The 23,587-nt window shown below is 59.2% G+C and carries 19 protein-coding genes; 8 read left to right on the forward strand and 11 right to left on the reverse strand.

The window, feature by feature from the left end:
- From carB to grpE, 6 genes are all read right to left on the reverse strand, one after another.
- Positions 1-2,582 (reverse strand): carbamoyl-phosphate synthase large subunit (gene carB / locus D8U69_RS12750; protein WP_130907426.1); only part of this gene is annotated, 2,582 nt, incomplete at its 3' end.
- A 118-nt stretch (positions 2,583-2,700) separates the two neighbouring features.
- The gene (carA, locus tag D8U69_RS12755) at positions 2,701-3,837 is read right to left on the reverse strand and encodes a glutamine-hydrolyzing carbamoyl-phosphate synthase small subunit (RefSeq protein ID WP_056854960.1); all 1,137 of its coding nucleotides are present in this window, start codon (positions 3,835-3,837) and stop codon (positions 2,701-2,703) included.
- 259 nt (positions 3,838-4,096) lie between these two features.
- Positions 4,097-4,900, reverse strand: a complete 804-nt coding sequence (dapB, locus tag D8U69_RS12760) for a 4-hydroxy-tetrahydrodipicolinate reductase (RefSeq protein ID WP_130907427.1) — start codon at positions 4,898-4,900, stop codon at positions 4,097-4,099.
- A 10-nt stretch (positions 4,901-4,910) separates the two neighbouring features.
- On the reverse strand, positions 4,911-6,035 hold the full coding sequence (gene dnaJ, locus D8U69_RS12765; RefSeq protein WP_130907428.1) for a molecular chaperone DnaJ: 1,125 nt from the start codon (positions 6,033-6,035) through the stop codon (positions 4,911-4,913).
- A 299-nt stretch (positions 6,036-6,334) separates the two neighbouring features.
- On the reverse strand, positions 6,335-8,251 hold the full coding sequence (gene dnaK / locus D8U69_RS12770) for a molecular chaperone DnaK (protein ID WP_130907429.1): 1,917 nt from the start codon (positions 8,249-8,251) through the stop codon (positions 6,335-6,337).
- 103 nt (positions 8,252-8,354) lie between these two features.
- Positions 8,355-8,921 carry a nucleotide exchange factor GrpE gene (gene grpE, locus D8U69_RS12775; RefSeq protein WP_056854957.1) on the reverse strand — a complete coding sequence of 189 codons (567 nt, stop codon included), beginning with the start codon at positions 8,919-8,921 and terminating at the stop codon, positions 8,355-8,357.
- A gap of 240 nt (positions 8,922-9,161) precedes the next feature.
- Here grpE and recN point away from each other — a divergent pair, with 240 nt between their 5' ends.
- Positions 9,162-10,835 carry a DNA repair protein RecN gene (recN, locus tag D8U69_RS12785; RefSeq protein ID WP_130906236.1) on the forward strand — a complete coding sequence of 558 codons (1,674 nt, stop codon included), beginning with the start codon at positions 9,162-9,164 and terminating at the stop codon, positions 10,833-10,835.
- A gap of 73 nt (positions 10,836-10,908) precedes the next feature.
- On the opposite strand, the gene fur is transcribed toward recN, so the two are convergent.
- Entirely contained in the window at positions 10,909-11,313 is a 405-nt protein-coding gene (fur, locus tag D8U69_RS12790; protein ID WP_003197684.1) for a ferric iron uptake transcriptional regulator, read from the reverse strand.
- A gap of 97 nt (positions 11,314-11,410) precedes the next feature.
- Between fur and D8U69_RS12795 the strand changes: the two genes are divergently transcribed.
- Positions 11,411-11,938 (forward strand): outer membrane protein assembly factor BamE, encoded by a 528-nt coding sequence (locus D8U69_RS12795; protein ID WP_034148348.1) that lies wholly within the window; start codon positions 11,411-11,413, stop codon positions 11,936-11,938.
- 61 nt (positions 11,939-11,999) lie between these two features.
- On the opposite strand, the gene D8U69_RS12800 is transcribed toward D8U69_RS12795, so the two are convergent.
- From D8U69_RS12800 to D8U69_RS12810, 3 genes are read right to left on the reverse strand one after another with little or no spacing between them, the layout of a single operon-like run.
- Positions 12,000-12,314, reverse strand: a complete 315-nt coding sequence (locus tag D8U69_RS12800) for an RnfH family protein (protein ID WP_056854955.1) — start codon at positions 12,312-12,314, stop codon at positions 12,000-12,002.
- On the reverse strand, positions 12,307-12,741 hold the full coding sequence (locus tag D8U69_RS12805; protein ID WP_130907430.1) for a type II toxin-antitoxin system RatA family toxin: 435 nt from the start codon (positions 12,739-12,741) through the stop codon (positions 12,307-12,309). The genes D8U69_RS12800 and D8U69_RS12805 overlap by 8 nt, the downstream gene beginning before the upstream one ends.
- 7 nt (positions 12,742-12,748) lie before the next feature.
- A complete protein-coding gene (locus D8U69_RS12810; RefSeq protein WP_056854953.1) occupies positions 12,749-14,152 on the reverse strand; it encodes a sodium-dependent transporter in 1,404 nt (467 codons plus the stop codon).
- 118 nt (positions 14,153-14,270) lie between these two features.
- Between D8U69_RS12810 and smpB the strand changes: the two genes are divergently transcribed.
- Positions 14,271-14,753 (forward strand): SsrA-binding protein SmpB, encoded by a 483-nt coding sequence (gene smpB / locus D8U69_RS12815; protein ID WP_007933497.1) that lies wholly within the window; start codon positions 14,271-14,273, stop codon positions 14,751-14,753.
- 130 nt (positions 14,754-14,883) lie between these two features.
- Here smpB and D8U69_RS12820 read toward each other — a convergent pair whose 3' ends face one another.
- On the reverse strand, positions 14,884-15,651 hold the full coding sequence (locus tag D8U69_RS12820; RefSeq protein WP_130907431.1) for an FCD domain-containing protein: 768 nt from the start codon (positions 15,649-15,651) through the stop codon (positions 14,884-14,886).
- Between the two features lie 262 nt (positions 15,652-15,913).
- Here D8U69_RS12820 and D8U69_RS12825 point away from each other — a divergent pair, with 262 nt between their 5' ends.
- The 5 genes from D8U69_RS12825 to D8U69_RS12845 all read left to right on the forward strand — a co-directional run bounded on the left by D8U69_RS12825 (position 15,914) and on the right by D8U69_RS12845 (position 23,513).
- Positions 15,914-17,608, forward strand: a complete 1,695-nt coding sequence (locus D8U69_RS12825; protein WP_056854951.1) for a lactate permease LctP family transporter — start codon at positions 15,914-15,916, stop codon at positions 17,606-17,608.
- Between the two features lie 151 nt (positions 17,609-17,759).
- Positions 17,760-18,584: a (Fe-S)-binding protein gene (locus tag D8U69_RS12830; protein ID WP_130907432.1), complete on the forward strand. Its 825-nt coding sequence runs from the start codon at positions 17,760-17,762 to the stop codon at positions 18,582-18,584.
- A complete protein-coding gene (locus D8U69_RS12835) occupies positions 18,581-20,038 on the forward strand; it encodes a LutB/LldF family L-lactate oxidation iron-sulfur protein (protein WP_130907433.1) in 1,458 nt (485 codons plus the stop codon). Before D8U69_RS12830 ends, D8U69_RS12835 begins: the two co-directional genes overlap by 4 nt.
- Positions 20,035-20,706 (forward strand): lactate utilization protein C, encoded by a 672-nt coding sequence (locus tag D8U69_RS12840; protein WP_130906230.1) that lies wholly within the window; start codon positions 20,035-20,037, stop codon positions 20,704-20,706. The genes D8U69_RS12835 and D8U69_RS12840 overlap by 4 nt, the downstream gene beginning before the upstream one ends.
- Positions 20,703-23,513: an FAD-binding and (Fe-S)-binding domain-containing protein gene (locus D8U69_RS12845; protein WP_130907434.1), complete on the forward strand. Its 2,811-nt coding sequence runs from the start codon at positions 20,703-20,705 to the stop codon at positions 23,511-23,513. The genes D8U69_RS12840 and D8U69_RS12845 overlap by 4 nt, the downstream gene beginning before the upstream one ends.
- Positions 23,514-23,587 lie beyond the last annotated feature (74 nt).

A 23,587-nucleotide genomic window follows, 5' to 3' on the forward strand; every position in this document is an offset into this window, starting at 1 on the left:
GCCAGGGAAACACCGATGCACTTGGACACGAACGGCACGGTGCGGGAAGCACGCGGGTTGACTTCGATGACGTAGATGTCTTCGCCTTGCAGCGCCAGCTGTACGTTCATCAGGCCGACCACGCCCAGTTCCAGGGCCATTTTCTTGACCTGTTCGCGCATCTCGTCCTGGATGTGCGCCGGCAGCGAGTACGGCGGCAGCGAGCACGCGGAGTCACCGGAGTGAACACCCGCCTGCTCGATGTGCTGCATGATCGCACCGATCACCACGTCTTTGCCGTCGCAGACCGCATCGACGTCCATCTCGATGGCGCAGTTGAGGAAGTGATCCAGCAGCACCGGGCTGTCGTTGGACACTTGAACCGCCTCGCGCAGGTAGCGCTTGAGCTCTTCTTCTTCGTAGACGATTTCCATCGCACGGCCGCCCAATACGTAGGACGGACGCACCACCAGCGGGTAACCGATCTTGGCGGCGGCACGAATCGCTTCGTCTTCGCTGCGCACGGTGGCGTTTGGCGGCTGACGCAGGTTCAGGCGCTGGACCATCTGCTGGAAGCGCTCACGGTCTTCGGCACGGTCGATGGCGTCAGGGCTGGTGCCGATGATCGGCACGCCGGCGGCTTCCAGGGCGCGGGCCAGTTTCAGCGGGGTCTGGCCGCCGTACTGGACGATCACGCCTTTCGGCTTCTCGACGCGGACGATTTCCAGCACGTCTTCCAGGGTCACTGGTTCGAAGTACAGGCGATCGGAGGTGTCGTAATCGGTGGAAACGGTTTCCGGGTTGCAGTTGACCATGATGGTCTCGTAACCGTCATCGCGCAGGGCCAGTGCCGCGTGTACGCAGCAGTAGTCGAACTCGATGCCCTGGCCGATACGGTTCGGACCGCCGCCCAGGATCATGATCTTGTCGCGACCCGACGGCGCGGCTTCGCACTCTTCTTCGTACGTCGAGTACAGGTACGCGGTATCGGTGGCGAACTCGGCCGCGCAGGTGTCGACGCGCTTGTAGACCGGGAAGATTTCCAGCTTGTGACGGTGAGCACGCAGGGCCTTCTCGGTCACACCCAGCAGCTTGGCCAGACGCATGTCGGAGAAGCCTTTGCGCTTGAGGCGGAACATCAGATCGCGGTCGATGCTGGTCAGGCCCAGGGTCTTGACCTTCTCTTCGTCCTTGATCAGATCTTCCATCTGCACCAGGAACCAAGGATCGATCATGGTCATGCCGAAGATGTCTTCAACACTCATGCCGGCGCGCATGGCGTCCGCCACGTACCAGATACGCTCGGCGCCCGGCACGGTCAGTTCGCGCTTGAGGATGCTCATGCTTTCCGGGTTGCGCAGGTCAACCTTCTCGTCCAGACCGCACACACCGACTTCCAGACCGCGCAGGGCTTTCTGCAGGGACTCCTGGAAGGTACGGCCGATGGCCATGACTTCACCCACCGACTTCATCTGAGTGGTCAGGCGCGCGTCAGCCTTGGAGAATTTCTCGAAAGCGAAACGTGGCAGCTTGGTCACGACGTAGTCGATGGACGGTTCGAAGGACGCCGGGGTCTTGCCGCCGGTGATGTCGTTCGACAGCTCGTCGAGGGTGTAGCCCACAGCCAGTTTGGCCGCGACCTTGGCGATCGGGAAACCGGTGGCTTTCGAAGCCAGTGCCGAGGAACGGGATACTCGCGGGTTCATCTCGATCACGACCATGCGGCCGGTGTTCGGGCAGATACCGAACTGAACGTTGGAACCGCCGGTTTCCACACCGATCTCGCGCAGTACCGCCAGGGAGGCGTTACGCAGGATCTGGTATTCCTTGTCGGTCAGGGTCTGTGCCGGCGCCACGGTGATCGAGTCACCGGTGTGCACGCCCATCGGGTCGAAGTTTTCGATCGAGCAGACGATGATGCAGTTGTCCTTCTTATCGCGGACAACCTCCATTTCGTATTCTTTCCAGCCGATCAGCGATTCGTCGATCAGCAGCTCTTTGGTCGGCGACAGGTCCAGACCACGGGCACAGATTTCTTCGAACTCTTCACGGTTGTAAGCGATACCGCCACCGGTGCCGCCCATGGTGAAGGACGGACGAATGATGCACGGGAAGCCGAGCTTCTCGAGGACCGCGTTGGCCTCTTCCATGCTGTGGGCGATACCGGAACGCGGGCACGCCAGGCCGATGGATTTCATCGCCTTGTCGAAGCGCGAACGGTCTTCAGCCTTGTCGATGGTGTCGGCGTTGGCACCGATCATCTCTACGCCGAACTTCTCCAGAACGCCTTCGCGCTCCAGGTCCAGGGCGCAGTTCAGGGCAGTCTGGCCACCCATGGTCGGCAGCAGCGCGTCCGGACGCTCTTTCTCGATGATCTTGGCAACGGTCTGCCACTTGATCGGCTCGATATAGGTGGCGTCGGCCATGGCCGGGTCGGTCATGATGGTGGCCGGGTTGGAGTTCACCAGGATGACGCGGTAACCCTCCTCGCGCAGGGCTTTACAGGCCTGGGCGCCGGAGTAGTCGAATTCGCAGGCCTGGCCGATCACGATCGGGCCAGCGCCGAGAATCAGGATGCTTTTAATGTCTGTACGTTTTGGCATGGGTTTGTCACTCAAATCCGCAGGTCAGTCGGCAAGCCGTCTTGTTCAATCTGTGAAGCCTTGAGGGGGCCGCCGGTTTCGGGACCACCCTCAGGCTTTGCTGCATCAGGGCGAGCGATCAGCGTCGCTTGGCCATCTCAGTGATGAAGCGATCGAACAATGGCGCTACGTCGTTCGGGCCAGGGCTGGCTTCCGGGTGACCCTGGAAGCTGAAGGCGCTCTTGTCGGTACGCTCGATCCCTTGCAGGGTGCCGTCGAACAGCGATTTGTGGATCGCGCGAACGTTGGCTGGCAGGGTCGCTTCGTCTACCGCAAAGCCGTGGTTCTGGCTGGTTATCATCACCACGCCGGTATCCAGGTCCTGGACCGGGTGGTTGGCACCGTGGTGGCCGTGACCCATTTTCAGGGTCTTGGCGCCGGAGGCCAGGGCCAGCAGTTGGTGACCGAGGCAGATACCGAAGACCGGGATCTCGGTTTCCAGCACGTCCTTGATCGCCTGGATCGCGTAGTCGCAAGGCTCCGGATCGCCAGGACCGTTGGACAGGAACACGCCGTCCGGCTTCAGCGCCAGCACATCGGCAGCAGGGGTCTGAGCAGGCACCACGGTCACGCGGCAGCCGCGCTCAACCAGCATGCGCAGAATGTTCACTTTGACGCCGTAGTCGTAGGCAACTACGTGGTACGGCAGCTCGGAAGCTTCGATGGTCGCATGGCTGTCGGTTTTCAGATCCCAGACAGTCGAGCGCCACTCGTACTTTTCTTTGGTGCTGACGACTTTTGCCAGGTCCATGCCCTTCAGGCCAGGGAAACCCCGGGCTGCGGCGATAGCGGCTTCTTCGGAAATATTGTCACCGGCCATGATGCAGCCGTTCTGCGCGCCTTTTTCACGCAGGATGCGCGTCAGGCGGCGGGTGTCGATACCGGCGATGGCCACAACGTTGTTGGCCTTCAGGTAGTCGGACAGGGACATCGTGTTACGCCAGTTGCTCGCAACCAGCGGCAGGTCGCGAATGACCAGGCCAGCCGACCAGACGCGGTTCGACTCGGCATCTTCCGGAGTAGTACCGGTGTTGCCGATGTGCGGGTAAGTCAGGGTAACGATCTGTTGGGCGTAGGAAGGATCGGTAAGGATTTCCTGATAGCCGGTCATTGCGGTGTTGAACACCACCTCACCAACGGTTTGACCGTCGGCTCCAATGGCTTCGCCGCGAAAAATGCTGCCATCAGCAAGGGCGAGTATGGCTGGCTTAGTCAAGAAGACCTCCCGTAAATAAAGCCTGAAAGGGCGATCGCAGGTTGTAAAAAAGCGGAGTGACGTATGGACACGTCACCCCGCTTCTTCACTGAATTATTCTGCGCGCTTTTAGTGGACACACTAAAGCTGTAGCTTACAGAAAAAGGCATTTTTGGTCTACCGCCAATGAGCCTTAAAGGCTGGAGAATGCGACAGGACGTCGCTTGGCGGAACAAAACCGGGCTCGAACGCTGTGCACGAGCCCGATTTCGGGTGCATCTTAACGCAGGTCGAGCACGTCTTGCATGTCGTAAAGACCAGGCTCGCGCCCATCCAGCCACAATGCAGCTCGCACAGCACCCTTGGCGAAGGTCATACGACTGGAGGCCTTGTGCGTGATCTCGACACGCTCACCTTCAGCGGCGAACAGCACAGTGTGATCACCGACGATATCGCCAGCGCGCACAGTGGCAAAGCCGATGGTTTCGCGAGCGCGCGCACCGGTCTGGCCTTCACGGCCATACACCGCCACTTCCTTCAGGTTACGGCCCAAGGCATCCGCGATGACTTCGCCCATGCGCACCGCCGTACCGGACGGCGCGTCGACTTTATGCCGGTGGTGAGCCTCGGTGATTTCGATGTCGACATCGTCACCCAGCACGCGAGCCGCGGTGTCGAGCAACTTCAGGCACAGGTTCACACCCACACTGAAGTTGGCCGCAAAGACGATCGGAATGTCCTTGCCCGCTTCCGCCAGCAATTGCTTTTCTTCAACGCTGAAGCCAGTGGTGCCAATGATCATCGCCTTGTCGTGCTTGCGGCAGAAGGCGAGGTTTTTCAGGGTCACCGTCGGATGAGTGAAGTCGATCAGCACGTCGAATTCGTCGACAACACGATCCAGATCACCCGACAACGGCACACCGATCCGCCCCAGCGCAGCCAGCTCACCGGCATCAGCGCCGACCAGCGTGCTGTCCGGGCGATCCACTGCCGCCGTCAAACCGGCACCCGGCGTTTGCTGCACGGCTTCGATCAAGGTTTTGCCCATGCGCCCGGCGGCGCCCATCACTGCTATACGTCGCATGCCTGTCTCCTTACAAGTCGCCGAAGAAGCGCTTGACGCCTTCGAACCAGCCAGTGGTCTTCGGTGAATGGCTGTTGTCGTCAGCCAGGGAACTGCGGAACTCTTCGAGCATTTCGCGTTGACGACGGCTCAGGTTGACCGGGGTTTCGACTGTCACACGGCACATCAGATCACCGGCACCACCGCCACGCACAGGCGCAACACCCTTGCCACGAACACGGAACTGCTTGCCGGTCTGAGTACCCTCTGGGATCTTCAGCTTGACCCGACCATCAAGGGTAGGGATTTCCAGCTCGCCACCCAGCGCTGCGTCGACGAAGCTGATCGGCACTTCGCAGAACAGGTGCTTGCCATCACGCTGGAAGATCGAGTGCTCACGCACATTGATCACCACGTAAAGGTCGCCAGTAGGGCCACCTTGAGCGCCCGCTTCACCTTCGCCGGACAGGCGAATGCGGTCACCGGTATCGACACCGGCCGGCACTTTCACCGACAGGGTCTTGTACTCTTCGACACGACCTTCGCCGTGGCAGGAATCGCACGGATCGGAAATGATCTTGCCCTGGCCATGGCAACGCGGGCAGGTCTGCTGCACCGAGAAGAAGCCTTGCTGCATGCGCACCTGGCCGATACCGCCACAGGTCGGGCAAGTGACCGGCGAGGAACCTTTCTTGGCACCCGAGCCATCGCATGGCTTGCAGTTGACCAGGGTCGGAACGCGGATATTCACGGTCGTGCCGCGCACCGCTTCTTCCAGGTCCAGCTCCAGGGTGTAGCGCAAATCACTGCCGCGCTGAGCACCGCCACGGGAACCGCCGCGACCGCCACCGAAGAAGTCACTGAAGACATCGCCAAAGATGTCGGAGAAATTCTGACCGCCGAAACCGGCGCCGCCGCCGCCCATGCTCGGATCGACACCGGCATGGCCGTACTGGTCGTACGCCGCGCGCTTGCTGGAGTCGGACAGCACTTCGTAGGCCTCGTTGGCCTCCTTGAACATCTCTTCCGACGCTTTGTCATCGGGATTACGGTCCGGGTGGTGCTTCATCGCCAGGCGACGGTAGGCCTTTTTCAGGTCCGCCTCGCTTGAGCCTCGTTCAACACCCAATACTTCGTAATAGTCACGCTTTGCCATAAGTCATTTGCACTCTTGAGGACGTTCGGCAAACCTCTCCTGAGCCCCGCCGAACTCGTTGAGCCCCAATACAGGCCCGGACCCAACTCACGTCAATTCAACGATCCTGGTCTTTGATTCAGATGTGGTACTTGCGGCTCGAAAAGCAGGAGCATTCCCGGCCATACCAGCAGCAAACGAACGTTGTCGCATGCTGTAAAAATTCGCGTGTTCCAGACACGCCAACGCGGGAGCAAGCTCCCGCGCGGCGACATCCTACCAGTCACCGCCTGAAGGCAGTCAACCGGGCGACCAACAACTTACTTGTGGTCTTTTACTTCTTCGAACTCGGCATCGACAACGTCGTCAGCCTTTTCAGCCGATTCACCCTGCGGTGCCGCGCCGTCAGCTGGCTGAGCCTGTTCGGCGTACATTTTCTGGGCCACTGGCGCGGAGACCTTGGACAGCTCTTCAACCTTGGCTTCGATAGCGGCCTTGTCGTCGCCTTTGACAGCGGCTTCCAGGGCAACTACGGCAGCTTCAATTGCAGTCTTCTCTTCAGCGCTCACCTTGTCGCCAGCATCAGCGACCATTTTGCGCGTCGAGTGCACCAGAGCATCGCCCTGGTTACGGGCAGCGGCCAGCTCTTCGAACTTGCGGTCTTCCTCAGCGTTAGCTTCGGCATCACGCACCATGCGCTCGATCTCTTCGTCGGACAGACCGGAGTTGGCCTTGATCACGATCGACTGAGTCTTGCCGGTGGCCTTGTCCTTGGCGCCTACGTGCAGAATGCCGTTGGCGTCGATGTCGAAGGTCACTTCGATTTGTGGCACGCCACGTGGTGCTGGTGGAATCTCGGCCAGGTCGAACTTGCCCAGGGACTTGTTCTGCGCCGCTTGCTTACGCTCACCCTGCAGCACGTGAATGGTTACCGCGCCCTGGTTGTCGTCGGCAGTCGAGAACACTTGCGATTTCTTGGTAGGAATCGTGGTGTTTTTCTCGATCAGCGCGGTCATCACGCCACCCATGGTTTCGATACCCAGGGTCAGCGGGCTGACGTCGAGCAGCAGAACGTCTTTAACATCACCAGCCAGAACGGCGCCCTGAATCGCAGCACCCATGGCAACGGCTTCGTCCGGGTTCACGTCCTTGCGAGCTTCTTTACCGAAGAACTCGGTCACCAGCTTCTGAACCAGTGGCATACGGGTCTGACCGCCTACCAGGATCACGTCGTTGATCGCGCCAACGTCGATACCGGAGTCTTTCAGCGCGATGCGGCAAGGCTCGATGGTGCGTTGAACCAGGTCTTCAACCAGCGCTTCCAGCTTGGCACGGGAAATCTTCACGTTCAGGTGCTTAGGACCGGTAGCGTCTGCAGTGATGTACGGCAGGTTGACGTCGGTCGACTGAGCGGAAGACAGCTCGATCTTGGCTTTTTCAGCGGCTTCTTTCAGACGCTGCATGGCCAGCGGATCACCCTTGAGGTTCATGCCGCTTTCTTTCTTGAATTCGTCGACGAGGTAGTCGATCAGACGAATGTCGAAGTCTTCACCACCCAGGAAGGTGTCACCGTTGGTGGCCAACACTTCGAACTGGTGCTCGCCATCGACTTCAGCGATTTCAATCACGGAAACGTCGAAAGTACCGCCACCCAGGTCATAAACGATCACGGTGTGATCGCCTTTGGCCTTGTCCATACCGTAAGCCAGAGCAGCCGCGGTTGGTTCGTTGATGATACGTTTTACGTCCAGGCCCGCGATGCGGCCGGCGTCTTTGGTCGCTTGACGCTGGCTGTCGTTGAAGTAGGCCGGAACGGTGATGACCGCTTCGGTTACCGGCTCGCCGAGGTAATCTTCGGCGGTCTTCTTCATTTTCTTCAGGATTTCAGCCGAGATTTGTGGCGGAGCCATTTTCTGGCCGTTGACCTCAACCCAGGCGTCGCCGTTGTCAGCCTTGGCGATTTTGTACGGAACCATCTTGATGTCTTTCTGCACGACTTCTTCGTCGAACTTACGACCGATCAGACGTTTTACCGCGTACAAGGTGTTGTGCGGGTTGGTCACTGCCTGACGCTTGGCGGACTGGCCTACCAGAATCTCGCCATCGTTGGCGTAAGCGATGATCGACGGCGTGGTGCGCGCGCCTTCGGCGTTTTCAATAACCTTGGCTACGCCGTTTTCAAGTACGGAGACGCAGGAGTTGGTAGTCCCCAGGTCGATACCGATAATTTTGCCCATGTTCACTCTCCCGAAACTTTTGGATTTGGTTGCCGCAGCAGTGGTGGCTAACTGCGGTAGCACTTAAACGCTTGACTTCTAAATGGGGGCCTTGCGGCTAATTTCAAGCCTGCTCGTCAATAGAAGGCGAAACCGGTGCCGGCGCCTTGCTGACCACGACCATTGCCGGGCGCAGCAGGCGGCCATTAAGCTGGTAACCCTTCTGGAACACCTTGAGCACGCTGTTCGGCTCGACATCGGCGCTTTCCTGCATGGCCATCGCCTGATGAAGAACGGCGTTGAACGGTTCGCCATGCGGATCGATGGCTTCCAGCTGATAACGCTTCAACGTGTCCTGGAACATTTTCAGGGTCAGCTCGATGCCTTCGCGCATTGGACGGATGCTTTCGTCATCCGGGCTGGACAACTCCAGGCCGCGCTCCAGGCTGTCGATGATCGGCAGCAGGTCACCGGCGAACTTTTCCAGCGCGAACTTGTGAGCTTTCTCGACATCCTGCTCGGCGCGACGGCGGACGTTCTGCAGATCGGCGGCCACACGCAAAGCCTGATCCTGTGCGCCGGCCAACTGCTCTTCGAGCACTTGTACCCGAGCCGCCAGATCATCACCCGAAGCTTGAGAAGCCTGATCGGCGTCTAGATTTTGCGTATCCACTGTCTGTTCGTCAGCCATAGAATTCTCCTTTCAATATCGTCCGCGAGCTCGACTCGCGCTTCTGTCCAGCTATATGGGGCCGCAAAATCCGGCTTCAAGGGGCCAGACGTGATTAACCCTACAAAAAGCTTTGTATCGGTATTCCTTGCTGCGCTAACGATTTCGTCGGATCGAGCGAAACGAGCTAAGCGAGGGCATTGTCAGCCAGAAACAAAACACTGTATAAATAACCAGACCTAAAGCCTGGGAGCGGCCTTTATGCTGGTGCACCTGTCCGTACACAACTACGCCATCGTTGAACATCTCGATCTCGAACTCGATCGCGGAATGAGCGTGATCACAGGGGAAACCGGCGCCGGCAAGTCGATCATGCTCGACGCCCTGGGCCTTACCCTGGGCGACCGCGCCGACAGCGGCGTGGTCCGCCCCGGCGCAGACAAGGCCGATATCCTGGCCACCTTCGACCTGGCTGATATCCCGGAAGCCAGCACCTGGCTGGCCGAGCGCGATCTCGAGAACGACGGCCCGTGCATCCTGCGCCGGGTGATCACCGCCGAAGGACGCTCGCGCGGCTACATCAACGGTACGCCCTGCCCGCTCGGCGACCTCAAGGCGCTGGGCGAACTGCTGATCGACATCCACAGCCAGCATGAACACCAATCCTTGCTCAAGACCGACACCCATCGCCGCCTGCTCGACGAGTATGCCGGGGCGACCGATCTCGCCCGCCAGGTCCAGCTCGCCGCCCAACGCTGGCGCCAGACCCATCAGGAACTCGAACGCCTTTCCAACTCCGGCGATGAGCAACGCGCCCGCCACCAACTGCTCAGTTATCAGCTTGAAGAACTGGAAAACCTCGGCCTGGGTGATAACGAGCTGGAACAGCTGGAACAGGAACACAAAAACCTGACCAATGCCGAAACCTTGCTGGGGATCTGCCGGCAGGTGGTCGAGCAATGCAGTGAAAGTGATTCCGGCAATGTATTGAATGCCCTCACCGCCAGCCTCAACCGCCTGTCGAGCGTGAATAGCTCCATCGGCGCGCTCGGCGAAGCCAGCAGCCTGCTGACCAGTGCACAGATTCAGGTTGAGGAGGCCGTGGGCGAGCTAAACCGTTTCCTCGACAATTTCGATGCCGACCCGGCCCGCCTTCAGTTTCTGGAAGAACGTCTCGACGCGATCTACACCATGGCGCGCAAACATCGCATCCAGCCCACCGAGGTCGCGGAGATGCAGCAGCGCCTGCTGGACGAAATCGAAACCCTGAATGCCAACGATGAATCCATCGAGCGGCTGAGCGACGAATTGGCGTCCTATGCCCGTCATTATCAGGAGAAAGCCCGGGAGCTGAGTGATCTGCGCCACCAGGCATCGAGCAGCCTGGCCAGCGCCGTGGAGCAGGAAATCCAGCGCCTGGGCATGCCCGGAGGGCGTTTCACTATCGAGCTTCGCCCCAACAACAGTAACGAACTTTTACCGAATGGCCTCGAACAGGTAGAACTGCTGGTCAGCGCAAACCCGGGACAGCCATTGAAGGCCCTGGCGAAAGTGGCCTCTGGCGGTGAGCTGTCACGGATCAGCCTGGCGATTCAGGTCATTACCGCACAAACATCACGCGTGCCAACCCTGGTGTTCGACGAAGTGGACGTAGGCATTGGTGGCCCGACCGCCGAAATTGTAGGCCAGTTGCTGCGTCGACTTGGCGAGCGCGGGCAGGTACTGACCGTGACTCACTTGCCACAAGTGGCTGCGCAGGGGCACCAACATCTATTTGTGCACAAAGTGCGGGGCGAGGACGCCACTCGCACCGCCGTCTCCAAGCTGAGCAAAAACGATCGGGTCGAAGAAGTCGCCCGAATGCTGGGTGGTATCGATCTCACCAAGGAATCCCTGGCTCACGCCAAGAAAATGGTGGTGACTGCGAAGGTTTAAGGCGGGCAGAAAGCACGAAGGCGACCCAGAGGTCGCCTTCGTTCGTATCGCGAACCAGGTTCGCGCGACATGCTTACTTTTTCTTGCGTACGTACAGCACCAGATTGTGATCAACCATCTCGAAGCCGTACTTGTCGACGATGGCTTTCTGCAGGCGCTCGATTTCTTCGTCGAAGAATTCGATCACTTCACTGGTTTCGACGTTGACCATATGGTCGTGATGCTTGCCGTCGTCCAGTTCGAAGACCGCATGGCCTCCGTCGAAGTTGTGCCGCACCACAAGGCCAGCTGCCTCGAACTGGGTCAGTACACGGTAAACCGTGGCCAGACCGACGTCCTCGCCAGCCTCCATCAGCGCCTTATAGACATCTTCAGCGCTCATGTGGCGTTGCTCGGCGGAATCGAGCATTTGCAGAATCTTGACCCGTGGCAGGGTCACTTTGAGGCCGGCTTTGCGTAGTTCGCTATTTTCAACCATGGTCAGCTTTCTCGCGATGCTGCTTCGCAGCTTCTCTTATTGCGGGTATGATCGGCGTTTACGTTGTCCCAGCCAAGATAGTGGAAGTCGCCCACCGATGCAAAACACCAAGCTCTTGCTAACCAGTTTCACCTTTGTGGGACTGCTCGCACTCGCCGGTTGTTCATTCCCCGGGGTTTACAAAATCGACATCCAGCAGGGCAATGTCGTCACGCAGGACATGATAGACCAGTTACGCCCGGGAATGACCCGCAAGCAAGTACGGTTTATCATGGGCAACCCTCTGCTGACCGACACGTTCCATGCCGATCGCTGGGATTACCTGTACAGCCTGCAACCCGGGGGCGGTGAACGCCAACAGGAACGCATTAGCGTTATCTTCAACCCTAATGATCAGCTTGTCAGCCTTTCTGGCGATTTCATGCCAGGCGTGAGCCGCGATGAAGCGATTCTCGGCAAGGACAGTGGCACCACGGTCACCGCTCCGGCAGAAAACGTCGAGAAGCCGAAGCCGGAGAAACCGGTCAAGCCAGGTTCGTTGCTGGATCAGATTCAAAAGGATGTCGACGGCGTAGAAACCGTTCCGGTCCCGACGCCAGAACCACTGGACACCTCGCCGCAATAATTTGCGACGCAATAAAAAACCCGGCTGGTCCGGGTTTTTTATTGCCTGTTCATTTTGTCACTCATTGATTCTTGGCTTTGGCCTCTGCCGCCTTCGCAGCGCGCAGTCGCCGAACTTCCTTGGGATCGGCCAGCAGCGGCCGATAGATCTCGATTCGATCTCCCGACTGAACCACTCGCGTATCGGGATCGACAATCACCTTGCCGAATATGCCCACCGGGCACTCGGCCAGATCCAGTTCGGCAAACACCTGGCCGATCCCGGATTTCAACAGTGCGGCGCGAATGGTCGTTCCCTCCGGCACCGCGACAGGCATGAGAACCTGACGATCTACAGCGGCGTACACGACCTCAACGTCAATCATTACCTCAACCATGCATTTGCTTCGCCCGCTGGCAGAATGCATCCACCAGCGTATTGGCCGCCTGGTTGAACAAAGGCCCCAAGGTGGCACGAATAATTGGCCCCGCATAATCAAACGACAGGTCCAGGCTGATCTTGCAGGCTTTATCGCCCAATGGCTTGAACACCCAGACACCGTGCAACTGGGTGAACGGCCCTTCTTCAAGGTTCATTTCGATCGACTGGCCGGGGACCAGGGTATTACGCGTCACGAAATGCTGGCTGAGCCCGCCCTTGGCCACACCGACGCTGGCGCGCATGTGTTCAGCGGAACTCTCCAGAACTTCAGCCGATGAGCACCACGGGAGGAAATCCGGATACCGCGCCACGTCGTTGACCAGGTCATAAAGCGCTTGCGCCGGATATGGCAGCAGGGCTGAACGAGAAATGTGTGTCGTCATGTCAGCGTCACTTCCAGAGCTGGGCGGCAAACACTACGAGAATGCCGATGGGCGCCACATAGCGCATCAAGAACAAGGACAAAGCGAACAACGCCGGATTACGAATCGACAACTCTTCACGCACCGCGTCACGACCCATCACCCAGCCTGCAAACACCACGAAACACAACCCACCGAGTGGCAGCATGATTCGCGAGGTGAAGAAATCGATCACGCCGAAGAAGTCGAGGCCGCCTGTCGCCCCCCACTGGTAGAGGTGGAACAACCCGCCTTCGTTCACGAAAAACTTGGCTTCCTTCCAGATATTGAAGGAAAACACTGTGCCCAGACCAACAAACCAGCAAGTGAACGCCAGCCAGAAGGTGACCCAGGCGCGACTGATTTTCGAGCGCTCGACCAGGTAAGCCACCATCGGTTCGAGCAGCGAGATCGCCGAACTCCAGGCAGCAATCGCGACCAGAACGAAGAACACTACGCCCATCAACTGGCCAAACGCTACGTTGCCAAAGGCAAATGGCAGGCTGACAAACATCAGGCCAGGGCCTTCGCTCGGATTCAGACCCGCGGCGAACACGATCGGAAACAGCGCCAGACCAGCCACCAGGGAAACAAAGGTATCAAGCAGCGCCACCCCAACGATGGTTCCGGAAATCGACGAGCTCTTCGGCATATAAGCACCGTAGATCATGATCGAACCAACCCCGACGCTCAGGGAAAAGAATGCGTGCCCCATGGCCGGCAGCAAGCCATCGAGGACTTTTTCCGGATGGAAGTCGAACATGAAATGCACGCCTTCCATGAAATGCCCGGTAGTCATGCTGTAACCCAGCAGAACAATCACCATCACGAACAGCAAGGGCATCATGATCCGCAAGCTGCGCTCAAGCCCGGCAACCACACCCTTGGCAATCACCACTGCCGACAACAGCATGAAAACTGTGTGCCAAAGTGTCAGCCGCCATGGATCGGCGATCACCGCGCCGAAGTAAGCGCCCACCTGATCGGGCGTCGCGCCCTGGAAGTCGCCACGCCCCATGTCGATGATGTAGTCCAGCGACCAGCCGCCTACCACGCTGTAAAAAGACAGGATCAGCAACGCCGTGATCATCCCGGCGAATGCCCCCCACGACCACTTGGCTGAATGCCCCGCCTCCAGCGCCAGCACCTTCAGGGCATTGGCCGGACTCTGCCGGGCGCGTCTGCCGATGAGGGTTTCTGCGAGCATGACCGGCACACCGATCAGCGCGATACAGGCCAGGAACATCAGTACGAAAGCGCCGCCGCCATAGACGCCAACCATATAGGGGAATTTCCAGATACTACCCAAGCCCACGGCCGAACCGGTCGCGGCGAGTATGAAGACCCAGCGGCTAGCCCAACTGCCGTGGACAGAAACCTTGTCTGTCGACATCGTTATCACGCCCAAGCGTTCGAAAAAGAGCGCGCATTGTCCGGGATTCACTCAACCTGCTCAAGCACGTAGCAACACCGTAGCCGACTCGCGTGCAACTCCCTATAATGCCGCCCCTATGGCTAAACAGAAGAAACACCCAACAGGGACCATCGCGCAAAATAAAAAGGCGCGACACGATTACTTCATCGAGCATAAGTTCGAGGCTGGTCTGGTCCTGGCCGGCTGGGAAGTAAAAAGTCTGCGGGCAAGCAAGCTGCAGCTGGTTGACAGTTATGTGCTGCTCAAGGATGGCGAAGCCTGGCTGCTCGGCAGCCACATTACGCCCCTGACGACGGCCAGCACCCACGTCATCGCTGATCCGGTCCGCACCCGTAAATTGCTGCTCAACCGACGCGAGCTGGAGAAGCTCGCCGCCGCTGTGCAGCAGAAGGGTTACGCCTGCGTGTGCCTGTCCTGGTATTGGAGCAAGCACATGGTCAAGTGCGAGATCGCACTGGGCAAGGGCAAGAAGGAATATGACAAGCGCGACACCGAGCGCGAGCGCGACGCCGGTCGCGAATTGCAGCGTGCGGTGCGCAACAAGGGCAAGGAAGACTGATTTTTCTGCCTGAGTTGATCGTTCCCCACGCTCCGCGTGGGAATGCAGCGATGGACGCTCTGCGTCCGCTTTGTGACGCGGAGTGTCACGGGATTCATTCCCACGCTGAGCGTGGGAATGATCATACCGACTACATCCCCTTACGCCGCTCCGCCCGCGCAACGCGTTGCACTTCCTGGCGCACCTCCTCCAACACCTCCTGCACATACAGAATGTGACGACTGGAGACTTCCCTCGCCTGTTCGGCCCGCCCCTCGATGATCGCCTGATACAACTCTCGGTGTTGCGTGATCAACATGTCGCGAGTTTCGGTGCGCTGCTTGTACATGCCGCCGATATTGGTCACGACGTTGCGCTTGAGCAAATCGAACAGTCCGCGAATGGTGTGCAGCAAAACAGCGTTATGACTGGCCTCGGCGATCGCCAGATGAAATTTCGCATCGGCCGCGCCCTCTTCCGCCCGACTCACTTCATCGTGACGCGAATAGCAGTCCTGCAACTCATTGAACGCGGAAGTCAGGCGCTCGCGGTCGACATCCGTGGCGCGCAACGCCGCGTAATACGCACAGGACGCTTCCAGAGTGTGGCGGAACTCCAGCAGATCGCGCTGAGCCTCGGGATTACTCTCTAGCAAATGCAGTAGAGGGTCACTGAACGTCGTGCCCAACGACTCCACCACGTAATTGCCGCCACCCTGCCGGCTGACCAGCAAGCCCTTGGCCGTCAGCTTTTGTATCGCCTCGCGCAAAGAAGGGCGTGAAACACCGAACTGTTCGGCCAGCGCGCGCTCGGCCGGCAGGCGCTCACCCGCCTTCAACGTACCCTCAAGGATCATGCCCTCGAGTTGCTCGACAATATCGTCAGACAAACGGCGCTGACGAATCTGATCAAACCCCATAACTCACCTTCTCCAAGATCCGACGGCGCGCCGGCGCTCTATTCTGGCCCATTGCCGCCGTATCGGCACCTGCCGTACAGCACCTGAATCCACACAACGCAGCCCATTGCAGTCCCGGTATTCGACAAAAGTTTTAGGGCGGCAAATTGACACACCGCCTACAAGGCTTTTACCCTAGCCAACAGCGATTGTAAATTGGTATTACCAATTATCCAAGAACGCTGATCAGTGCCTGACCAACAACAATTAGGGGCCACCCCATATGCAAACCTGGCAACAGCTCTACAGCCCGCTCGGAAGCCTCGGTTTATCCGCGCTCGCGGCCGTTATACCTATCGTGTTTTTCTTCCTGGCTCTGGCCGTGTTCCGTCTCAAGGGGCACGTTGCCGGTAGCATCACGCTGGCCTTGTCGATCCTGGTGGCGATTTTTGCCTTCCAGATGCCGGTCGACATGGCTTTCGCAGCCGCAGGGTATGGTTTCGCCTATGGCCTTTGGCCGATTGCGTGGATCATCGTGGCCGCTGTTTTTCTTTACAAACTGACGGTCAAAAGTGGGCAGTTCGAAGTGATACGCAGCTCGGTGCTGTCGATCACTGACGACCAGCGTCTGCAAGTGCTGTTGATCGGCTTCTGCTTCGGCGCGTTTCTTGAAGGTGCGGCCGGTTTCGGTGCACCGGTGGCGATTACCGCCGCTCTGCTGGTCGGCCTGGGTTTCAACCCGTTGTACGCCGCGGGCCTGTGCCTGATCGCAAACACCGCGCCGGTAGCTTTCGGCGCCCTGGGGATTCCGATCATCGTCGCCGGGCAAGTGACCGGCATCGACGCGTTCAAGATCGGCGCCATGACCGGTCGCCAACTGCCGCTGCTGTCGCTGTTCGTGCCGTTCTGGCTGGTGTTCATGATGGATGGCCTGCGCGGCGTTCGCGAAACCTGGCCCGCCGCTCTGGTTGCCGGCTTGAGCTTCGCCGTGACTCAATACTTCACGTCGAACTTCATCGGCCCGGAACTGCCGGACATCACTTCGGCCCTGGCCAGCCTGATCTCCCTGACCCTGTTCCTGAAAGTCTGGCAGCCAAAACGCGCCGCCGGCCAGCACATCGTCGGGGCCGTATCGGCTTCCGTGGTCAGCGCCAGCGCCGGTGGTTTCGGCCAGAAGCGCACCACCCTGGCATCGCCCTACAGCCTCGGGGAAATCATCAAGGCGTGGTCGCCGTTCCTGATTCTGACCGTGCTGGTGACCATCTGGACCTTGAAGCCGTTCAAGGCGATGTTTGCCGCCGGCGGTTCGATGTACAGCTTCGTGTTCAATTTCGCTATCCCGCACCTTGATCAGATGGTGATCAAGGTTGCACCGATTGTGGCTAACCCGACTGCCATTCCAGCCGTGTTCAAGCTTGATCCGATTTCCGCGACCGGCACGGCGATTTTCTTCTCCGCACTGATCTCGATGCTGGTTCTGAAGATCAACCTCAAAACTGGTCTGACCACTTTTAAAGAGACCTTCTACGAACTGCGGTGGCCGATTCTGTCCATCGGCATGGTGCTGGCGTTCGCCTTCGTCACCAACTACTCGGGCATGTCGTCGACCATGGCCCTGGTGTTGGCCGGCACGGGTGCAGCCTTCCCGTTCTTCTCACCGTTCCTCGGTTGGCTCGGTGTGTTCCTGACCGGTTCCGATACCTCGTCCAACGCACTGTTCAGTTCGTTGCAAGCGACCACCGCCCACCAGATCGGCGTCAACGACACCTTGCTGGTGGCAGCGAACACCAGTGGCGGCGTGACCGGCAAGATGATCTCACCGCAATCGATCGCCGTGGCCTGCGCCGCGACCGGGCTGGTGGGCAAGGAGTCGGACCTGTTCCGCTTCACCCTCAAGCACAGCCTGTTCTTTGCCACGATTGTCGGCTTGATCACGCTGGCTCAGGCCTATTGGTTCACCGGCATGCTGGTGCACTAAAAGCCACAACCGATACGGAAAAAACCGACGCCGGACCACGATTCCGGCGTCAGCTATTCACAACCCGGTCTGTAAGGCTGCTGAAAGAATCTCACTCTATATTCAGCGGCCTCAGCGGACGGATAACCGGGCCCACCCGGAGACACGCCTGATGAGCGAGCTTTTTTACAACGCTGTGCCGAATGCGACCCGTGTCGCCCCGCCACTGCCCGAGCCTCGGCAATACCCCAGCGAGAAACCGCAGCGGGTGTACCTGTTCGGGACCTGCGTAGTGGACTTGTTCTACCCGCAAGCCGGAATGGACGCGATCCATCTACTGGAGCGCGAAGGGATCCGTGTCGAGTACCCGCAAGGGCAAAGCTGTTGCGGTCAACCGGCGTACACCTCGGGTTATACCGAGCAGGCCCGGACAGTGGCGCGCTCGCAGCTGGCGCTATTTGCCGGGGATTATCCGGTGGTGGTGCCGTCGGGTTCCTGTGCCGGCATGTTGCGCGAACACTATGCCGACTTGTTCAAGGACGAGCCGGACACGTTGAAACAGGTCGAGGCCTTGGCGGCCAGGACCTATGAGCTCACCGAGTTCCTGCTGTTCGTCTGCAAGGTGCAGCTCAAGGATAGCGGTGAACCGGTAAAAGTAGCGTTGCACACGTCGTGTTCGGCACGCCGTGAAATGAACACCCACCTGCACGGCCGTGAGCTGTTGTCGCAGCTGAGCAATGTGGAGCGAGTCGACCACAGCCATGAAAGCGAATGCTGTGGCTTCGGTGGGACTTTCAGCGTCCGTATGCCAGACATTTCCGGCGCGATGGTGGCTGACAAGACCCGATCGCTGAAGGAGTCCGGCGCGCACAAGGTACTCAGCGCCGACTGCGGTTGCCTGATGAACCTCAACGGCTCACTGGAAAAACAGCAGGAAGCGTTACGCGGTCAGCATCTGGCGAGTTTCCTCTGGCAACGTACCGGAGGTGCCCAATGAGCGCCGCCGAGATTATTCCTACGGTCGCTGTAGAAGAGGATTTCCGCACCCGGGCTCACGAGGCCTTGGATGATGCGCAATTGCGGGGCAACTTCCGCAAGGCGATGGATTCACTGATGACCAAACGGGCCGCGGCTTTCAGCGATGCCCATGAGCGGGAACATTTACGCGCGCTGGGCAATGCCGTCCGCGCCCGTGCTTTATCGAAGTTGCCCGAGCTGCTCGAGCAACTTGAACAGAACCTGACCCGCAACGGTGTGACAGTGCACTGGGCGGAAACGGTGGACGAAGCCAATGGCATCGTCCTTTCGATCATCCGCGCTCACGAGGGGCGGCAAGTGATCAAGGGTAAATCGATGGTCAGCGAAGAAATGGAGATGAACCACGTCCTCGCTGAACAGGGCATTGAATGCCTGGAATCGGACATGGGCGAGTACATCGTCCAGCTCGACCACGAGAAGCCTTCACACATAATCATGCCGGCGATCCACAAGAACGCCGGTCAGGTCGCGTCCTTGTTCCACGACAAGCTTGGAGTGGAATACACCAAGGACGTTGACCAACTCATTCAGATCGGTCGCAGAGTCCTGCGGCAGAAGTTCTTCGAAGCGGACATCGGCGTTTCCGGTGTCAACTTCGCCGTGGCTGAAACCGGCACCCTGCTGCTTGTGGAAAACGAAGGCAACGGCCGCATGACCACCACCGTGCCACCGGTGCACATCGCCGTGACCGGCATCGAAAAGGTTGTGGAAAACCTGCGCGATGTGGTGCCCCTGCTGTCATTGCTGACACGCTCGGCGTTGGGAATTCCGATCACCACCTACGTCAACATGATTTCCGGCCCGCGCAAGGCACATGAGCTCGACGGCCCGCAGGAAGTGCACCTGGTGCTGCTCGACAATGGTCGCAGCCAGGCCTTTGCCGACAGCGAACTGCGCCAGACCCTGAACTGCATTCGCTGTGGCGCCTGTATGAATCATTGCCCGGTCTATACCCGAATCGGCGGCCATGCCTATGGCGAGGTCTACCCCGGCCCTATCGGAAAAATCATCACCCCGCACATGGTTGGCCTGGCGAAAGTCCCGGATCATCCGAGCGCCTCTTCCCTGTGCGGAGCGTGCGGCGAGGTATGTCCGGTAAAAATTCCGATCCCGGCGTTACTCCGTCGTCTTCGGGAAGAGAACGTCAAAGCCCCGGACAGCCCACACCATGTGATGCGCGGCCAGGGCAGCAAATACTCGCGCAAGGAGCGGTTCATCTGGAACGCCTGGGCGAAGCTCAATAGCTCACCGACGCTGTATCGCCTGTTCGGTTTTGCCGCGACGCGCCTGCGCGCCCTTGTGCCGGACAATGTCGGCCCATGGACGCAAAACCACAGCGCACCGAAACCCGCTGCCCGCTCACTGCATGACATGGCGCGCGAACATTTGGCCAAACAGGGAGACCGTCGATGAGCGCCAAGCAAAACATCCTCGCCAAACTGCGCAAAAGCCTGACAGGCACCACACCGGTGGCTGACAACTTCGATGTCGATCTGGTGACGCAGCCTTACACCTACGCACCGGAACAGCGCATCCCGCAACTGCGCAAACTGATGGAAGCGGTGCACACGGAAATCCACCTGACGTCGGCTGAAGGCTGGCCTGAGTTGCTTGGGCAATTATTGAAGGATCGCCAATTACCGAGCCTGTTGATTGCACCGACCACACCCCACGGGCAGCGTGTCGTACAGCACTGGGAGAAAAATCCTGATCTGCCGGCACTCAAGGCCTATGATCGACCGGTCGAAGAGTGGAAAGCCGAGCTGTTCAACGACACTCCGGCGAGTCTGACTACGACCCTCGGCGCCATCGCCGCGACCGGCAGCCTGATCATCTGGCCGACACGGGAAGAACCGCGATTGATGAGCCTGGCGCCACCGGTGCATTTCGCCCTGCTCAAGGCCAGTGAAATCCGCGACAATTTTTATCAGGTCCAGCAGGAGTTCGAGTGGGCGCAGGGCATGCCGACCAATGCCCTGCTGGTGTCCGGCCCGTCGAAAACCGCTGACATTGAACAAGTGCTGGCCTACGGCGCCCACGGTCCGAAAGACCTGGTGGTGCTGATCCTGGAGGATCAATGACTTTACCGGCCGCTTTCCTGCGTGATGCACAGCAACTGATTCCCTGCGAACGGCGCTTCGACGACCCGTTGTCGACCCTGGCTTTCGGCACCGATGCCAGTTTCTATCGGCTGATCCCGCAACTGGTGATCCGCGTCGAATCCGAAGATGAAGTGGTAGCGCTGCTGAAACTGGCCCAGCGCGATCAGGTGCCGGTGACCTTCCGCGCCGCCGGCACCAGCCTGTCCGGGCAAGCCATCAGCGACTCAGTGCTGATCGTCCTTGGGGATAACTGGAACGGTCGTGAGATCCGCGGCCAAGGTACGCAGATTCGTCTGCAACCCGGCGTAATCGGAGCACAAGCCAATGCCTGGCTTGCGCCGTTCGGGCGCAAGATCGGACCGGACCCGGCATCGATCAATGCCTGCAAGATCGGCGGCATCGTCGCCAACAATGCCAGCGGCATGTGCTGTGGCACGGCGCAAAACACCTATCACACGCTGGCCGGCATTCGTCTGGTTCTAGCCGATGGCAGCCGTCTCGACACTGAAGATGCCACCAGTGTCGCGGCGTTTCGGCAAAGCCATGCAGAGCTGCTTGAACGCTTGGCGACGCTAGGCCGCGAGACCCGCGCCAATGCCGAACTGGCGGCAAAGATTCGCCACAAATACCGTCTGAAAAATACCACCGGTCTGTCACTCAACGCCCTGGTGGATTACGACGAACCTGTGGATATCTTGAGCCACTTGCTGGTCGGTTCCGAAGGCACACTCGGCTTCATCAGCGCAGTGACCTACGACACGGTGATCGATCACCCTAACAAGGCGTCGGCGCTGATTGTGTTCCCGGATGTGGAAACCTGCTGCAACGCGGTCACCGTGCTGAAAAGCCAACCGGTGTCGGCAGTAGAACTCCTGGACCGGCGCAGTCTGCGCTCGGTGCAAAGCAAACCCGGCATGCCCGCTTTCGTACAACATTTGTCGAACAATGCTTGCGCCCTGCTAATCGAATCCCGCGCAGCGTCGTCCACTTTGCTGCATGAACAACTGGCGCAGATCATGGCGTCGCTGGCGTCGTTCCCGGTGGAGAAGCAAGTCGACTTCACCGAAGATCCGCTGGAAAACGCCCGTCTCTGGGCGATCCGCAAGGACACCTTCCCCGCCGTCGGTGCGGTGCGCAAAACCGGAACCACGGTAATCATCGAAGACGTGACCTTCCCGGTGGAACAACTGGCCATCGGCGTCAATCGCCTGATCGAGTTGTTCGACAAACATCACTACGACGAAGCGATCCTTTTCGGACACGCACTGGAAGGCAATCTGCACTTCGTCTTCACTCAGGGCTTCAACAGCCCGGAAGAAGTCGCACGCTACCAGGCGTTCATGGACGACGTCGCGCAACTGGTCGCGGTGGAGTTCGGCGGCTCGTTGAAGGCTGAGCACGGTACCGGGCGCAACATGGCGCCATTCGTTGAGTTGGAATGGGGCAGCGATGCCTATCAACTGATGTGGCAGCTCAAGCGTCTGCTCGATCCCAATGGCATTCTCAATCCGGACGTGGTGCTCAGCGAAGATCCGCAAATCCACCTCAAGCACTTGAAACCCTTGCCGGCCGCCGACGAGATTGTGGATAAGTGCATCGAGTGCGGGTTCTGCGAGCCGGTTTGTCCGTCGAAAGGCCTGACCTTGAGCCCGCGCCAGCGCATCGTGATCTGGCGCGATATCCAGGCGAAGAAACGCGCCGGTGTCGATACCCGTGAACTTGAAGCGGCTTATGAATACCAGGGCATCGACACCTGTGCCGCGACCGGTCTGTGTGCGCAACGCTGCCCCGTGGGAATCAACACCGGCGAGCTGGTGAAAAAGCTTCGCGGCCAACACGCCACTCATACGAAAACCGCCAATTGGCTGGAAGGCAATTTCGCCACAGCCATGCAAGGCGCGCGCTTCACACTGCATGTAGCCAACGGCGCAAGAATGTTGCTGGGCGCGCCACGATTGGCAAAGTTGTCGGCAACGCTGACCCGCTTCTCCAAAGGCCAGGTCCCGCAATGGACCAGCGCCATGCCGCAGCCGGAAAAAGCCATTCGCTTCAGCCCATCGGTGACCGACGAACGCCCGCGCGTGGTGTATTTGGCAGCCTGCGTTTCACGCGCTATGGGGCCGGCGGCCGGCGACAAAGAACAAATGTCGCTGTACGACAAAACCCGTGGCCTGCTGGAAAAAGCCGGTTATCAGGTGGTCTTCCCGGACAATCTGGACAACCTCTGCTGCGGCCAGCCGTTCGCTTCCAAGGGTTATGCCGAACAGGCCGAACACAAACGCCAGGAACTGATCGGTGCCCTGCTCCACGCCAGCCGTGGCGGGCTCGATCCGATCTACTGCGACACCAGCCCCTGCACCTTGCGCCTGACTCAGGATCTGGGCGACGTGCGCCTTGACCTGTACGACCCGGTGCGTTTCATCCGCACGCATTTGATGGATCGACTGGACTTCATCCCACAAGAGGCGCCGATCGCGGTACATGTCACCTGCAGCACCCAGCACTTGGGCGAAAGCCAGGCATTGATCGATCTGGCGCGCAGGTGCAGCAACAACGTGGTCATCCCGGAAGGGATTCACTGCTGCGGCTTTGCCGGTGACAAGGGCTTCACGACGCCAGAACTCAATGCTCACTCGCTGCGCACGTTGAAAGACGCCGTGCAGTACTGCGAAGAAGGCATCTCTACCAGTCGCACCTGTGAAATCGGCCTGAGCCAGCATGGCGGGATCGATTATCACGGATTGGTTTACCTCGTGGACCGCGTGACGCAAGCGCGTCCGGTTTGAACAGGCGGCTTGCGTAAAAGGGGTGTTTTCGCCCCTTTTTGCTTTGCAACACCATCATCAACCCGAAAAAAAAA

It is taken from the genome of Pseudomonas sp. Sample_16 (assembly GCF_004307665.1).
GTDB lineage: Bacteria > Pseudomonadota > Gammaproteobacteria > Pseudomonadales > Pseudomonadaceae > Aquipseudomonas.